The sequence below is a fragment of the Achromobacter sp. JCM 18799 genome (assembly GCF_055395645.1).
The window spans coordinates 3,371,478-3,385,931 of sequence record NZ_AP043866.1; the positions used below are offsets into that span (position 1 = coordinate 3,371,478).

Genomic DNA, 14,454 nt, shown 5'->3' on the forward strand with positions numbered 1-14,454 from the left:
GTCAAGGTGAAATTCAATGCACCGTCTGGACGACCCGGCCCCGTTCTTCAATCCCGATATCGACACGCAACAGGCCTATGCCATGCGCGTGCATGCGGACGAGAACGACCAGGAGTCTCCGCCACACCGGCACGCGATGGGCCAGCTGGTGCTGTCCTTGCAGGGCGGCGTGACTTGCTCCGTGCCGCAGGGCCTGTGGATGGTGCCGCCGCAATATGGCGTCTGGATTCCTGGCGGCGTGCCGCACAGCAATCGCGTCACGCAGAACGGCCGGGTGTGTTTCCTGTTCGTGCCGCCCCACGCCACGGGCCTGCCTGGACAGTGCTGCACGCTGGCGATCTCGCCGCTGGTGCGCGAATTGGTCGCCTATCTGGCGGACCTGGCTCCGCAGGACACGGCCACGCCTGCCAACCGGAAGCTGGCCGAAGTGCTGGTCGAGCAGTTGGCGCGCATGCCGACCGAACAACTGCACCTGCCCATTTCGGACCACCCGCGCCTGCGCGAAATCGCCGATGCCCTGCACGCCGACCCCGCCGACCGCAGCACGGTGGCGCAATGGGGCAGGCGCGTCGCCATGAGCGAACGCACGCTGGCGCGGCTGGTGCAGCAAGAGCTCGGCATGAGCTTTGGCCGCTGGCGCCAGCAGATGCACATCATCCAGGCCCTGCAGCGCCTGGCCGCCGGCGTCTCGGTGCAGCGCACTGCCGAAGACCTGGGCTACGAATCCGTCAGCGCCTTCATCACCATGTTCCGCAAGGCGCTGGGCAAGACGCCTGCCCGCTACTTCGCGGACAAGGCCGACGGTATCAATTGACGGCGGGCGGGTAGTCCAGTTCGCCCGATTTCATCTGGCCGCGCAGGCGCGCCTCGCGCAGTTCCGCGACCGTCTGGTCCCGGGTCTGGCGCGATTGCGACGGTAGCGCAGGCGGATAGTCCTGTTCGCCGTACGTGACCAGGCCGGCCGCGCGCGCGGCGTCGAGTTCTTCGCGCACCTGCTGGCGGGTCTTGGTGCTGACATGAGGCAGATCCACGGGATATTGCTGTTCGCCGTAGGTCACCAGGCCGGCGGCCTTGGCTTCCATCAGTTCCGCGCGCACCTGTTCGCGGGTCTTGCCTTCGGCATGCGCTGCGGCGCCAACCAGCGCCATGCTCAGCGCCAGGATGGAGAGTCGGTATGTATTCATGAAATCCTCTGCGGTTAACGAGTGCCGCATTATTCGTTCGCATGCCCGCCGGGATAAATCCCGCGTGGCGCAATCGAAGGTTGCCCGCCGTGCAAGCCTCGCTGCACGCCCCCGCTGCGGCCCGCGCACCCTTGCGCCGGGCGCAAGGGTGGGTTGATCCAGGAATGGTTTTTCCGCCCCCCGCATCTACCTAGACTGAATAGCTCCTGTTATCCAAGGACGCTATTCCATGTTGTCTTCCTCATCCCCGGGCAGGGGCGGCCCACGATCATGACGGCCGCCGCTCCCCCCGCCCCGCCCGCCGCGGCGGCCTTCGGCTGGCGCATCCTGACCGGATTGCTCGGCGTGCTGCTGGCGGTGATCCTCGCCGGGCTCAACGAAAACGTGACCAAGATGGCGCTGCCCGACATCCGCGGCGCGCTGGGCATCAGCTACGACCAGGGCACCTGGTTCGTGGCCGTCTACGCCGCGGCGTCGGTATGCGCCATGGCATTCGCGCCCTGGTGCTCGGTCACGTTTTCATTGCGCCGCTTCACGGTCACGGCGCTGGCCGCCTTTGCGCTGTTCGGCGCGCTCTGCCCGTTTGCGCCCAACCTGCCCGTGCTGCTGTTCCTGCGCACGCTGCAAGGCCTCGCGGGCGGCGCGCTGCCGCCCATGCTCATGACGGTGGCGCTGCGCTTCCTGCCGCCGGGCATCAAGCTCTATGGCCTGGGCGGCTACGCCCTCACCGCCACCTTCGCGCCCAGCCTGGGCATACCGCTGGCGGCCTTCTGCACCGAGGTGCTGGGCTGGCGCTGGACCTTCTGGCTGATCGTCGCTCCCGCGGCGCTCGCGGCCTGGGCCGTCTGGCGCGGGCTGCCCCAGGATCCGCTCAAGCTCGAACGGCTGCGCCTGTTCGACTGGCGCGGCCTGTTGCTGGGCGCCCCGGCGCTGTCCATGCTGGTCATCGGCCTGTTGCAGGGCGACCGGCTGGACTGGCTTAACTCGCCGCTGATCTCCGTCCTGCTGGGCGGAGGCGGTGTGCTGATGGTGCTGTTCATGATCAACGAATGGTCGCATCCCCTGCCGTTCTTCAAGATCCAGCTCTTGCGCAACCGCAACCTCAGCCATGCCTTGCTGACACTGGGCGGCGTGCTGATCGTGCTGTTGGGCGTGATCCTGATTCCCTCGTCATTCCTGGCGCAATTGCGCGGCTACCGGCCGCTGGAAACAGCGCCGGTGCTGCTCACCATGGGCCTGCCGCAACTGATCGCGCTGCCTCTGGTCGCGGCGCTGTGCAACCTGCGCCAGGTGGATTGCCGCTGGGTGCTGGCCTCGGGCCTCGGCCTGCTGGCCCTGTCCTGCCTGCTGGGGTCGCAACTGACGTCCGTCTGGTCGCGCGAGCAGTTCTACCTGCTCGAAGCCGTACAGATCTTCGCCCAGCCCATGGCCGTGATCCCGCTGCTGATGCTGGCCACCGGCGGCCTGGCGCCGCAGGACGGCCCCTGGGCGTCATCGTGGTTCAACACCATCAAGGGCTTTGCCGCGGTAGCCGCCACCGGCCTGCTGGACGCGCTGACCACCTCGCGCCGCAATTACCACTCCAGCATGCTGGCCGACCAGCTGGGCAACTTTCCGCTGAGCACGGCCGGCGAGAACGCGGCCGCGCTGTCCCGCCGCATCCAGGAACAGGCCGCCGTGCTGACCTCAGCCGACCTCTATCTGTGCATGGCCGGCGTGGCCGTGCTCCTCATCCTGCTCATCCCCTTCGTCGCGACCCGCATCTATCCACCGCGCGCCGCGACCTGAAATCGAGTCCATAACATGCCTTTCTCTCTCTTGACCTCTCCCCTTCCCCGCGCCGGCGCCTTGGGCGCCCTGGTCCTGCTGGCCTATGCAGGCTGGTCATGGTCCGCCACCGGCGCCGCCGAATCCACCGATGACGCCACTGTCGTCGCCGACCACACCATCGTCGCCCCGCAGGTGTCCGGCTTCATCGACGCCGTGCTGGTCGAAGACAACCAGGCCGTCAAGCAAGGCCAGCTGCTCGCCCGCATCGATGACCGCGACCATCAGGCCGCGCTGGCGGCCGCAAGCGCCGAACTCGCAGTCGCCAGCGCACGCCTGTCGGACGCGGCCGCAACCCTGGAACGCCAGCAAGCCGTGATCGAGCAGGCCGTCGCCGTCACGCGCGCCGACCTGGCGGATATCCGCTATGCCGAAAGCGAGGCCCAGCGCCACCGCAGGCTGGCCAGCGAGGGCGCGGGCACCCAGCAGGCCTATGAACAGGCCCGCAGCCGGCTGGACATGGCGCAGGCGCGGCAGGCCGAACACACGGCCACACTGCAGGCCGCGCGCAAGCAGCGCGACGTGCTGGAAGCCAACCGCGAGGCCGCGCAGGCCGGGCTGCTGCGCGCACAGGCGCTGAAGGACCGCGCGGAACTCAACCTGTCGCATACCCAGGTCGTCTCTCCCATCGATGGCATCGTCGGCCGGCGCTCGCTGCGCGTGGGCGCCTATGTCAGCCCGGGCACGCCGATTCTGGCGGTGGTGCCGCTGCAACAAGCCTATGTGGTGGCCAACTTCCGGGAAAAGCAGTTGACCCGCATGCGCCCGGGCCAGCCCGCAACCATCACGGTCGACGCCTATCCGGATACGCCGCTGCGCGGCCGCGTCCAAAGCATCGCGCCGGCCACGGGCCTGAGCTTTTCGCCGGTAGTCCCGAGCAATGCCACCGGCAACTTCACCAAGGTCGCGCAGCGCCTGCCCGTCAAGATCGTGCTGGACGCGCCGGCCGAAGGCGCGCCGCCGCTGCGCGCCGGCATGTCCGTCGAAGCCGTGGTCGATACCGGCGCCGCGGCAGAGGAGTCCATGCAATGACCCCGCGCCGCTTGATCAATGCCACGCTGGCCTGCACGCTTTCCGCCTTGGCAGGCTGCGCAGTGGGCCCCGACTTTCAGGCTCCCCAGGCGCCATTGCCCGTGCAATGGCGGATGCCTGACGCCTCCGCCGTGGACAGCGTCCCCGTGCCGCAAGATGTGAACACATCCTGGTGGGACAGCTTCGGCGATCCCACCCTGAGCGCCTTGATCGCCGAAGCGACCGCCGCCAACCTGGACATACGCATCGCCCACGAACGCCTGCTGCAAAGCCGCGCGGCCCTGCGCGTGACCGAAGCCGACGGCCTGCCCGCCGTAGGCTCAAGCGCGAGCTACAAGCGCGGCCAGAACAGCGAGGTCGGCCTGGCCGACCCTTCGGGCCACGGCGGCAAGTCCTCATTCAATCTGTGGCAAGCGGGTGTGGACGCCAGTTGGGAACTGGACCTGTGGGGCCGCGTGCGACGCGAAGTCGAACAGGCCGGCGCCCAGTCCCAGGCGGCGCTGGAGGCGCAGCGCGGCGTGGTCCTGGCCATCCGCGCCGAAACGGCGCGCAACTACATCCTGCTGCGCGGCACGCAGAACCAACTGGACGTGCTGCGCCAAACGCTTGCCAATGCCGAGCGCAACCTGGCGCTGACCCGTTTGCGCCAGCGCGAAGGCGTCGCCACCGAACTAGACGTTTCGCAAGCCGATGCGCAGGCCGCCGCCATAGAAGCCGGCGTGCCGCCGCTCGTGCTGCGCGTCGAACAGCTGATGAATGCGTTGGCGCTGCTGCTGGAGCAGCCGCCCGGCGCGCTGCAACCGCGTCTGGCGGCGGTGGGTCCGATACCCGGCGGTCCGCTCCAGGTTCCCGTCGGACTGCCGAGCGAACTGGCCGAGCGCAGGCCCGACATCCGCCGCGCCCAGGCCAATCTGCACGCGGCCGTCGCGGCGATCGGCGTAGCGGAGGGCGATTTCTATCCGCGCATCACGCTGTCAGGCAACCTCGGCCTGCAGGCTCTGCAATTGCGGGACCTCGACACCGACAACGCCGGGGTGTTCGGCGTCGGCCCCGCGTTGCAGATTCCCATCTTCCAGGGCGGCCGGTTGCGAGGCCGGCTGCGGCTGCGCGAATCGCAGGCTCAGGAAGCCGCGCTGCTGTACCAAAAAACCGTGCTGAATGCCTGGCATGAAGTCGACAATGCCATGACCGCCTACCAGGCGCAGCAACTGACCCGGGCCAGCCTGGAGCGCGCCTCCGCGAGCGCCCGCCAGGCGCTGCTGAACGCACAGCGGCAATATGCCGCGGGCGCTTCGGACTTCGTGAACGTGCTCAGCGCGCAGAACGCGGTGCTGGCCAGCGACCAGGCCCGCGTGTCGACCCAGGCCTCGGTGTCGCTGGTGCTGGTGGATCTGTACCGCTCGTTGGGCGGCGGCTGGGAAGCGCCCGCCGCCAACCTCAACCCTGCTTCGGCCCCGCAATGATGAACAGACGCGGGAACGGCAGCAGCACCGTGCCGTCGGCCAGCGCCGGATAGGCCTCTTCGATCAGCGACTGGTAGCGGGCCAGGAAACTGGCTTGCCCGGCGGCGTCCAGCCGGTCCAGATAGGGCCGCAGCGCCGTGCCCTTGAACCACTCCACCACCGCCGCTGCGCCTGCCAGCGGGTGATGGTAGGTCGTGCGCCACACGTCCAGCAGGCCGCAATGCGGCTTGAGCAGCTCGTAGTACCAGGCGGCGCTGTGGCGCGGCGGATGCTTGAAGCCGCCGATGGCGGCGGCCCACGGCGCCTCGCCTGCCACCTGGCGCGCCAGGCGGTGGGCCGGCTCCTCCAGGTTGTCCGGGGTCTGCACCGCCAGGCTCCCGCCCGGCGCCAGCTTGCCGACCAGACGGGGATATAGGGTCGCGTGGTCCGGCACCCATTGCAGCGCGGCGTTCGCCAGAATCACGTCGTAGGTCCCGGGCGGATCCCACGTGGCGATGTCGGCCAATTCGAATCGCAGCCCCGGCAGACGTTTCCTGGCCGACTGCAGCATGTCCTCCGAGCTGTCCATGCCGCTGATTTCGGCATCGGGGTAGCGGCTGGCCAGCACCTCGGTGGAGTTGCCAGGACCGCAGCCCAGGTCCACGGCGCGCTTCACATCCTGATTGGGCAAGGCGGCGACCAGGTCCCGCACCGGACGGGTGCGTTCGTTTTCAAAGGCGGAATACTGTTTGGCGGACCAACTGGTCATGACGGCTCCTTGCGGCATTTGGACTGTCCAGCACTCTACGCCCGCCGCACCGGCGCGACAAATCCCAAAAAAAGCGCCCGCCATATCCGTTGGATATGGCGGGCGTCTTGCGTCACGCCGCGGAGCTTATTCCGCCGCGAGTTCCTGCTTGGAGGCGTCCGAGCGGGTTTTCCACAGCGAGAACAACACGCCGCCAGCGATCAGACCGAAGGTCACCGACAGGGACAAGGCAGCCGGCACCTTGCCGATGAAACCGACCAGGAAGATCTTGCCGCCAATGAAGACCAGGACCAGAGCCAAGGCGTACTTCAGGTAATGGAAGCGGTGGATCATCGCCGCCAGCGCAAAGTACAGCGCACGCAGGCCCAGGATGGCGAAGATGTTGCTGGTGTAGACGATGAACGGGTCGGTGGTGATGGCGAAGATCGCCGGCACGGAGTCCACCGCGAACAACAGGTCTACGAACTCGATCAACACCAGCGCCAGCAGCAGCGGCGTAGCCCAGCGCACCTTCTTCGACGTGGCGGGATCGGTCTCCATCACCCAGAACGCGTTGCCGCGCAGCCCTTCCGTGACGCGCATGCGGCGCTTCAGGAACTTCAGGATCGGGTTGGACGCGATATCCGGCGTCTGGTCCGCAATCATCCACATCTTGATGCCGGTGAACACCAGGAAGGCGCCGAACAGATACAGCAGCCAGCCAAAGTTGCTGACCAGCGCCGCGCCCAGGCCTATCATGATGGCGCGCAGCACGATCACGCCGAGGATGCCCCAGAACAGCACGCGGTGCTGGTACTGGCGCGGAATCGCGAAGAAACTGAAGATCAGCGCGATCACAAAGACGTTGTCCATCGACAGCGACTTCTCGATCATGAAGCCCGTGTAGTAGGCCATGCCGCTGGCGGAACCCATCTGCCACCAGACCCAGGCGCCGAACAGCAGCGCCGCGCTGATGTAGCCGGCGGAAAGCAGCAGGCTCTCGCGCACGCCGATCTCGCGGTCTTCCTTGTGCAGCACGCCCAGGTCAAAGGCCAGCAAGGCGACCACGATGCCGATGAATAGCAGCCAGCTCCAGGCCGGGGTGCCGAAGAAATCGGCGGAGAGTAAGGTGAGCAAGGTGTCCATGATGTTCCCGCTTGTGTTCGAAGGGGCTCATGATCCAGATCCTGGCCGAATGGAGAAATCAGCCTGAAAGTGAGTTAAGGTTCGAAAAAACCGAAGTGATTCCTGCCATGCTCAATTACCGACACCTGTATTACTTCTGGATGGTCGCCAAGGAAGGCGGCTTTTCCCGTGCCGCCGAAAGGCTGGACATGGCCATCCAGACCATCAGCGCGCAAGTGCGCGAACTGGAAAAAAACCTGGGCCACCAATTGCTCAAGCCGGCCGGGCGCGGCGTGGCGCTGACCGACGCGGGCGAAGCCGCCTTCGCCCGCGCCGAAGAGATCTTCCAGATCGGCCAGATGCTGCCCCAGGAGGTCCGCGCCGCCGCCACCAAGCCCGTCATACGTCTGTCGGTGGGCCTGTCGGACGGTATTTCCAAGCTGGCCGCGCAGGCCCTGCTGGGGCCGGTGCTACACACGCCGGACCTGCGCCTGACCTGCCACGAAGGCGAGGTCGAGGAACTGCTGGGCGAACTTGCCCAGCATCACCTGGATTTGGTGCTGGCCGGCCAGGGCGCACCCGCCAACCCCAACCTGCGCCTCACCAGCGACCGCCTGGTTTCATCGCCAGTGGACTGGTACGGCCCCGCCAAACTGGTGCGCAAGGCCGACACCCTGGACTTTCCGCGCTGCCTGGAACGCCTGCCGGTACTGCTGCCCACCGGCCATTCCGTGCTGCGCCAGACGCTGGACCGCTGGTTCGCCGAACAAGGCATCTACCCCAATGTCGTCGGCGAATTCGAAGACAGCGCCCTGATGTCGGTGTTCGCGGCCCGCGGCCTGGGCGTATTTCCGCTCAGCCGACTGGGCGGCGGCGACATCGGCGTGCTGCGGGGCTTGCGCCCCCTGGCCCGCTGCGACGACGTGCACGAGGAAATCCACGCCATCCGCAACCGCCGCGGACAGCACCATCCGCTGGTCCAGATCGTGCTCGCCAAGGCAAAAACTTCGGTTTTTTCTTAATGTTTGTCACAACCACGCTGGTTTTTCAGAAATAGAATCCGCCTTATCGTGGACCCTCTTTTGAAACATCGGAGTACCACCTCAATGAAAAAGATCATCTGGCTCGCCTTCGCCGTGCTTGCAGCACTCTGGACCGGGCTGGTTGCGCTGACGCTGCAGCTGACCAACTGGGTCCTGTCGACCATCGCCACGACCCAGGTGCCCGGCACGGCGCTGGATACCTCGCAATGGGTTCCGCCCGCCTGGGCGGCGGCCTGGGTCGACCCCGCCTGGCTGCAGACGCTGCAGGGCGGCCTGGTCTGGGCCGCGCAAGGCCTGAACCAGGTGCTGCCCTTCGCCGGCAGCCTCGGCACGCTGATCTCGGTGCTGGCCTGGATCTTCTGGGGCTTCATCATCGTCGGCCTGCTGGTGCTGGCGCTGATCCTCCACTGGCTGGCCGGCAAGCGCGAGCAAGCCGCGGCGCCCGGCCGCCAAGTGGTGTAATAGGGCAGGCAACGCGGCAATCCGGCGCGCTGCCCCTTTAAGAGGAGCGTGCCGTGCCCACCGTCAATTCCCCTGCCCCCAAGCTGTTGCTGGCGGCCCTGCTGGCCATGGCCGCCACGGCGGCGCAGGCGCACCCTGTGCGCCCCGCCTACGGCATCGAGGTCTGCACGGTCACGGGCACTTCCGGGGAATACAGCGTGCGCGTGCGCAACACCGGCACGGCGCCCCTGGCCCGCGCCGAAGTCAACGGCGTCAGGCTGGATGCCAGCGGCCACGCGGCGGATCCTCTTACCGTAAACCTGACCGACATCCCTGCCGGCAAGTACAAGACCGCCGTGCTGGGACGCCCCGGCAATGGCGCCTCGCTGGTCAGCATCGCCACCTATGTGACCGCCAATGGCGTCGAAACCCATCAGCAGGATTTGTTCGCCGGCAAGGTGGCGCACGTTTCGCCGGGCTCGGCGCTGCAATACACCCTGGCGCCGCTGGCCGTGCGCGGCTGGACGGTGGCCTATGGCACCAAACAGGACCCCAAGCTGGAAGCCGGCAGCGCCGTGCTGCTGATCTACCCCGTCACCCTGGGCAAGAAGCGGGACGCGACGCGTCCGGACGCCGGCCGCACACCGGCCGACGTGGTGCCGCTGGCGCCCTGCGGCACGGCCGCCGGGGCAAAGCAATCCTGAACGCGCTCAGGTGCCGCTGAGCAGGTCGCGCTCGTTCAGAAGCGCGTAGACGATCTCGGGCCGGTTGTCGAAACCGCGGCGGATGGCGGCGGGAATCGCCGTGCGCGTCTTGCGGCACAGCCCGAGCTGGTCCTCCAGCTGGATCGCGATGCCGCGCGAGGTGCGCACCTCGTTTTCGCTGGGCGTGATGTGAATCACGATGCCCAGCTGCGCATGGATGCGTCCCTGCATGGCGCGCAGGTCTTCCAGGCTGGAGATGTTCTCCAGCCGCGCCACCAGGCGCTTTTCCTCTTCCTTGGTCAGCCGCAACACGCGGAAGTCGGCGGCGGGATCGGCCAACAGCCGGTCGCGGTCGCACACGCAGGCGCCCGGCGGACATTCTTGGCGGATGGGAAACGGAAAATTCATGGCGGGCGGAGCGCGTCGCGGCAATCCTGCATATCTTGGAATTCTACCCAGGATCCCCCGCCGCCCGCCCGGCGGCAAGTCCTGGTTTCCCCGCAAGCCGCTGCGGCATAATGCCTCACCGAGTTCACGGCGCGGAGGGCGCCCGCATGAAAGGATTCCTGTCCATGGCGGCATTGGCCGCGCTGTCCGCGCTCTGCAACGGCGCCGTTGCCCGCGACTACGCCTATGCCATCCGGCCGGGCCTGTCCTCGGTGGTGACGGTTTCCGAACTGCCCCAGCAGCGCCTCGGCGCACGCGTGGGCAACGGCCCGGAACAGGAAATCGCGAGCATCGGCGGCGACGAGGAAGTCGACCAATTCCAGGACGTGGACGTGGACCATGACGGCTACCGCGACTTCGTCATCGGCCAGACCGGCGGCAGCACGCAAGCGATTTCGCGCATCTTCCTGTACCGCCCCAAGGACGGGCGCTACCACGAGATCCCGTATCCCGATGCGGCGGCCAGCCCCTGCCGCGGCTTCGTCAATCCCGAGTTCGACGCGGCCAAGCCCATTATTTCCGTGGCGTGCCGCTACAGCGCCGACACCTATGGCTTCGAACAGTACCGGGTGTGCCCGGACGGCTCGGCGCGGGTCATCTCCTGGACCCGGCGCGAGGGCGAATCGGAGCGCAAGATTCCGCACCCCGGCGCCAAGGGCGGCACATGCGCCGCGAAGACTGGCCCGTAAGGCGCCGTCCCGCCGCGCGCATCCCGCCTTCGCCATGGCGCTGCAAACGCCGCGGCCGCTATAGTTGCGCTTCCGCCCACCAGGCTCTACGTCCGAGGACACCCCCGTCGTGCTGATTTTCCACAACCCTGTCCACGAAAAACACGCTGGCCGACAGGAAATGTTCCGCGGCAAGCTGGTGCCCTGCCACGAAACCCCGGCGCGCCTGGAGTTCGTCCTGCAGGCGCTGAGCCAGCGCGGCATCGGCGCATTGCGCACACCGTCGGCGGCGGACCTGGGCCTGGTCAAGCGCGTGCACACCCCGCGCTACGTGGACTTCCTGGAAACAGCCTGGCGCGATTGGGTGGCGCTGGACCCGGCCAATGCCGGACTGGACATCCTGCCTTCGGTCTGGCCCGTGCGCGGATTCCGTCACGACATCGAACCGACCAACTTCGCCGCGCGGGTCGGCCTGTTCTCGTTCGACAGCGGCTGCCCGCTGACCGCGGGCACCTGGGAGGCCGCCACCGCAGGCGCGGCCTGCGCCATCGACGCCGCGCGCGCGGTATCCGCGGCGGGCGGGCCTCGCGTCGCCATGGCGCTCACGCGTCCGCCCGGCCACCACGCGGGCCCCGATTTCTTCGGCGGCTACTGCTTCCTGAACAACGCGGCGCTGGCCGCGCAGGCGCTACGCGAAGCTGGCGCCCAACGCGTGGCCATCGTGGACGTCGACTACCACCACGGCAACGGCACGCAGAGCATCTTCTATGAACGCGCCGACGTGCTGACCGTGTCGGTGCACGGCGATCCGACCACCGAGTACCCCTTCTACCTGGGCTACGCCGATGAGCGCGGCGCAGGCGCGGGCCTGGACGCCAACCTGAACCTGCCGCTGCCCGCCGGCACCGGTTTCGCCGCCTGGACGCAGGCGTTGGAACAAGGGCTGGCCGCCGTGCGCGCCTTCAAGGCTGACGCGGTGGTTATCGCGCTGGGCGTGGACACCTACGAAGGCGATCCCATCTCCAAGTTCCAGCTCAAGAGCGCCGATTACCTGCATGTGGGCCGCCTGCTGGCAGGCCTGGGCCTGCCGGCGGTGTTCACGATGGAAGGCGGCTACGCCGTGGCGGACGTGGGCATCAACGTCGCCAACGTGCTGGAAGGCTACGCGGGCTGAACAGCAGGCCCATCAGTCCCGCGTTTCGAGCACCTTGTTGATGCGCAGCGCCAGCAGCGTGCAGGCAGCGCCCGACAACAGGTAGACGCTGACCGCCACCAGCCCGAAACGCGCGGACAGGCCCAGCGCGACCAATGGCGCGAATGCCGCGCCGATCAGCCAGGCCATGTCGGAGGTCAGCGCCGCGCCCGTGTAGCGGAAGCGCCGCGTGAAGTTCGCGGTGACGGTCCCCGAGGCCTGGCCGTAGGACAGCCCCAGCAGCACGAAGCCCACCAGAATGAACGCATCCTGCGCCTTGGGTCCGCCGCCCAGCAGCCAGGGCGTGAACAGCGCGAACACGGCGATCAGAAGGGCCAGCAGGCCCAGCGTGGTGCGCCGGCCGATGCGGTCGGCCAGCCAGCCCGATGCGATGGTGCCCAGGATGCCCAGCACCGCGCCAATGATCTGCACGATCAGCACGTCCTGGATCTGCTGGGTGGCGCTGACCGCGATCCACGACAGCGGAAACACCGTGACCAGGTGGAACAAGGCATAACTGGCAAGCGCCGCGAATGCGCCGATGAACAGGTTGTAGCCCTGCTCGCGCACCATCTGCGCGACGCTGATCGGTTCCAGCTCGCCCTCTTCCAGCAGCTGCGTGTATTCCTCGGTGACGACCAGGCGCAGCCGCGCAAACAGCGCCACCACGTTGATGGCGAACGCCACGAAGAAGGGATAGCGCCAGCCCCATTCCAGGAAATCGGCTTCGGTCAGGGTCACGTGCAGGAACAGGAACAGCGCGCTGGCCACCATGAAGCCCACGGGCGCGCCCAGCTGCCCCAGCATCGCATACCAGCCGCGGCGGTTGGGCGGCGCATTCAGCGCCAACAGCGACGGCAAGCCGTCCCACGACCCGCCCAGCGCCAGCCCTTGCAGGCAGCGGAATACCGCCAGCAGCGTGATCGCATGCGCGCCGATGACGTTGTAGCCCGGCAGAAAGGCCATGCCCACCGTGGCCGTCCCGAGCAGGAACAGGGCGATGGTGAGCTTGGTCGCGCGCCCCCAGCGCCGCTGCGCGGCCATCGAGAGCGCCGTGCCGATGGGCCGCATGATGAACGCGAACGAGAAGATGACGAAGGACCAGAGAGTGCCTTCCAGCCGCGGTTCGAAGGGGAAGAAAACCTGCGGAAAAACCAGCACGCAGGCGATGCCGAAGACGAAGAAATCGAAGTATTCGGAAGCGCGCCCCACCACCACGCCCACCGCGATTTCCCCTGGCGCAACCTTGGCGTGACTGCCGCCGCCGGCCGCGGGGAGTGAAGGAGCATGACCGGGATATTGCGTGGTGGTCGCCATGTGAATGCTCGCTGAAAGGAGGTTCGGAACAGCCTTGCCTACGATCCTGAAACACACCCGCGCGCCTGCAGCCCATATCGCGCAGAGCCGCTCCGTTATTGGGATGCAGCCCTGGTCTGCGCGCGTCGCCCTGCACATTTTTGTTCTTTTTACCCTAGATTTTTCGCGGCTTCCAGCGTAGTGTTGCGTTTACTTCCCACGGTTACGTTTCGGGGTATGGTCATGCCGTCCTTCCCAAGGTTCCGCGGATTGGTCCTGGTTGCCGCGCTGCCATTGCTCGCCGGATGCAATGCAGTCCTGCTCTCGCCCTCGGGCGACATCGCTTTGCAGCAGCGCAACCTGATCATCATTTCCACCGGCTTGATGCTGCTCATCATCGTGCCGGTGATCCTCCTGACTTTCGTGTTCGCATGGCGCTACCGGGCCAGCAACAAGGAAGCGCACTATGACCCCGAATGGAATCACTCCACCATGCTGGAGCTCCTGATCTGGGCCGCGCCGCTGCTGATCATCATCGCGCTGGGCGCGCTCACCTGGGTCAGCACGCACCAACTGGATCCCTACCGCCCGCTTGTGCGCCTGTCCGAAGGCCGCGAAGTGCCAGCCGGCACCAAACCGCTGGTGGTGGAGGTGGTGGCGCTGGACTGGAAGTGGCTGTTCATCTATCCCGAACAAGGCATCGCGGCGGTAAACGAAATGGCGGCGCCGGTCGACCGCCCCATCCAGTTCAAGATCACCTCGTCGACGGTGATGAATTCCTTCTTCGTGCCCGCGCTGGCGGGCCAGATCTACGCCATGCCGGGCATGCAGACCACCCTGCACGCGGTGATCAACCATCCCGGCGAATACGAAGGCCTGTCCGCCAATTACAGCGGCTCGGGCTTTTCCGGCATGCGCTTCAAGTTCCACGGCGTGGACCAGCAGGGCTTCGACAAATGGGTGGCTGACGCCCGCGCCTCCGACGCCACGCTCAGCCGCGAAACCTACCTGAAGCTGGAGCAACCCAGCGAACGCAACCCGGTGCAGCGCTATGCGTCCAGCGCGCCCGGCCTGTTCGAGGCGATCGTCAACCGCTGCGTGGAGCCCAACCGCATGTGCATGCGCGACGCGATGGCGATCGACGCGCAAGGCGGCATGGGCATACCCGGCGCGCTCAACGTCACCACCCTGGACGCCGGAACGCGCGAGCGCCTGGGCCTGACCGGCGCGCCGCGCAAATACGTGGGCGCGATGTGCACCGCCACCGAAGGATTGCTCCTGTAGCGGATCGCTGGCGCACGGTGA

15 protein-coding genes are annotated in these 14,454 nt (G+C 67.2%); 10 read left to right on the forward strand and 5 right to left on the reverse strand.

Annotated elements, in window-relative coordinates; all coding sequences use genetic code 11:
- Window positions 1–16 precede the first annotated feature (16 nt).
- Window positions 17–814, forward strand: coding sequence for an AraC family transcriptional regulator (locus tag ACZ5YA_RS15925; protein ID WP_464092760.1), 798 nt, complete (start codon window positions 17–19; stop codon window positions 812–814).
- On the opposite strand, the gene ACZ5YA_RS15930 is transcribed toward ACZ5YA_RS15925, so the two are convergent.
- The gene (locus tag ACZ5YA_RS15930; protein ID WP_118932952.1) at window positions 807–1,184 is read right to left on the reverse strand and encodes a DUF4148 domain-containing protein; all 378 of its coding nucleotides are present in this window, start codon (window positions 1,182–1,184) and stop codon (window positions 807–809) included. The genes ACZ5YA_RS15925 and ACZ5YA_RS15930 overlap by 8 nt on opposite strands.
- Before the next feature lie 270 nt (window positions 1,185–1,454).
- On the opposite strand from ACZ5YA_RS15930, the gene ACZ5YA_RS15935 reads away from it, so the two are divergent.
- Genes ACZ5YA_RS15935 through ACZ5YA_RS15945 form a run of 3 tightly spaced genes read left to right on the forward strand, consistent with a single transcriptional unit; the run spans window position 1,455 to window position 5,506 of the window.
- Window positions 1,455–2,972, forward strand: a complete 1,518-nt coding sequence (locus tag ACZ5YA_RS15935; protein ID WP_251879428.1) for an MFS transporter — start codon at window positions 1,455–1,457, stop codon at window positions 2,970–2,972.
- A gap of 15 nt (window positions 2,973–2,987) precedes the next feature.
- On the forward strand, window positions 2,988–4,043 hold the full coding sequence (locus ACZ5YA_RS15940; RefSeq protein ID WP_251879426.1) for an HlyD family secretion protein: 1,056 nt from the start codon (window positions 2,988–2,990) through the stop codon (window positions 4,041–4,043).
- A complete protein-coding gene (locus ACZ5YA_RS15945; protein WP_118932949.1) occupies window positions 4,040–5,506 on the forward strand; it encodes an efflux transporter outer membrane subunit in 1,467 nt (488 codons plus the stop codon). The genes ACZ5YA_RS15940 and ACZ5YA_RS15945 overlap by 4 nt, the downstream gene beginning before the upstream one ends.
- On the opposite strand, the gene tam is transcribed toward ACZ5YA_RS15945, so the two are convergent.
- Together tam and ACZ5YA_RS15955 are read right to left on the reverse strand one after the other, a co-directional pair.
- Complete coding sequence (gene tam / locus ACZ5YA_RS15950; protein WP_059378777.1) at window positions 5,481–6,254, reverse strand: trans-aconitate 2-methyltransferase; 774 nt, start codon at window positions 6,252–6,254, stop codon at window positions 5,481–5,483. The two genes, ACZ5YA_RS15945 and tam, sit on opposite strands and share 26 nt — an antisense overlap.
- A gap of 126 nt (window positions 6,255–6,380) precedes the next feature.
- Complete coding sequence (locus tag ACZ5YA_RS15955) at window positions 6,381–7,379, reverse strand: TerC family protein (RefSeq protein ID WP_059378776.1); 999 nt, start codon at window positions 7,377–7,379, stop codon at window positions 6,381–6,383.
- A 107-nt stretch (window positions 7,380–7,486) separates the two neighbouring features.
- On the opposite strand from ACZ5YA_RS15955, the gene ACZ5YA_RS15960 reads away from it, so the two are divergent.
- The 3 genes from ACZ5YA_RS15960 (at window position 7,487) to ACZ5YA_RS15970 (ending at window position 9,546) form a co-directional block, all read left to right on the forward strand.
- Window positions 7,487–8,380 (forward strand): LysR family transcriptional regulator, encoded by an 894-nt coding sequence (locus ACZ5YA_RS15960; RefSeq protein ID WP_059378774.1) that lies wholly within the window; start codon window positions 7,487–7,489, stop codon window positions 8,378–8,380.
- Between the two features lie 84 nt (window positions 8,381–8,464).
- The gene (locus tag ACZ5YA_RS15965; protein WP_088142529.1) at window positions 8,465–8,863 is read left to right on the forward strand and encodes a hypothetical protein; all 399 of its coding nucleotides are present in this window, start codon (window positions 8,465–8,467) and stop codon (window positions 8,861–8,863) included.
- A 53-nt stretch (window positions 8,864–8,916) separates the two neighbouring features.
- The gene (locus tag ACZ5YA_RS15970; protein ID WP_464092761.1) at window positions 8,917–9,546 is read left to right on the forward strand and encodes a hypothetical protein; all 630 of its coding nucleotides are present in this window, start codon (window positions 8,917–8,919) and stop codon (window positions 9,544–9,546) included.
- Between the two features lie 6 nt (window positions 9,547–9,552).
- Here the strand turns inward: ACZ5YA_RS15970 and ACZ5YA_RS15975 are convergent, their stop codons facing one another.
- Window positions 9,553–9,954: a hypothetical protein gene (locus ACZ5YA_RS15975; protein ID WP_059378772.1), complete on the reverse strand. Its 402-nt coding sequence runs from the start codon at window positions 9,952–9,954 to the stop codon at window positions 9,553–9,555.
- A gap of 146 nt (window positions 9,955–10,100) precedes the next feature.
- Here ACZ5YA_RS15975 and ACZ5YA_RS15980 point away from each other — a divergent pair, with 146 nt between their 5' ends.
- Together ACZ5YA_RS15980 and ACZ5YA_RS15985 are read left to right on the forward strand one after the other, a co-directional pair.
- The gene (locus ACZ5YA_RS15980; protein ID WP_059378769.1) at window positions 10,101–10,682 is read left to right on the forward strand and encodes an XAC2610-related protein; all 582 of its coding nucleotides are present in this window, start codon (window positions 10,101–10,103) and stop codon (window positions 10,680–10,682) included.
- Window positions 10,683–10,791: 109 nt separating this feature from the next.
- Window positions 10,792–11,835, forward strand: a complete 1,044-nt coding sequence (locus ACZ5YA_RS15985) for a histone deacetylase family protein (protein WP_059378768.1) — start codon at window positions 10,792–10,794, stop codon at window positions 11,833–11,835.
- Window positions 11,836–11,847: 12 nt separating this feature from the next.
- Here the strand turns inward: ACZ5YA_RS15985 and ACZ5YA_RS15990 are convergent, their stop codons facing one another.
- On the reverse strand, window positions 11,848–13,170 hold the full coding sequence (locus ACZ5YA_RS15990; RefSeq protein WP_059378767.1) for an MFS transporter: 1,323 nt from the start codon (window positions 13,168–13,170) through the stop codon (window positions 11,848–11,850).
- Between the two features lie 222 nt (window positions 13,171–13,392).
- On the opposite strand from ACZ5YA_RS15990, the gene cyoA reads away from it, so the two are divergent.
- Window positions 13,393–14,433 (forward strand): ubiquinol oxidase subunit II, encoded by a 1,041-nt coding sequence (cyoA, locus tag ACZ5YA_RS15995; RefSeq protein ID WP_059378858.1) that lies wholly within the window; start codon window positions 13,393–13,395, stop codon window positions 14,431–14,433.
- Window positions 14,434–14,454 lie beyond the last annotated feature (21 nt).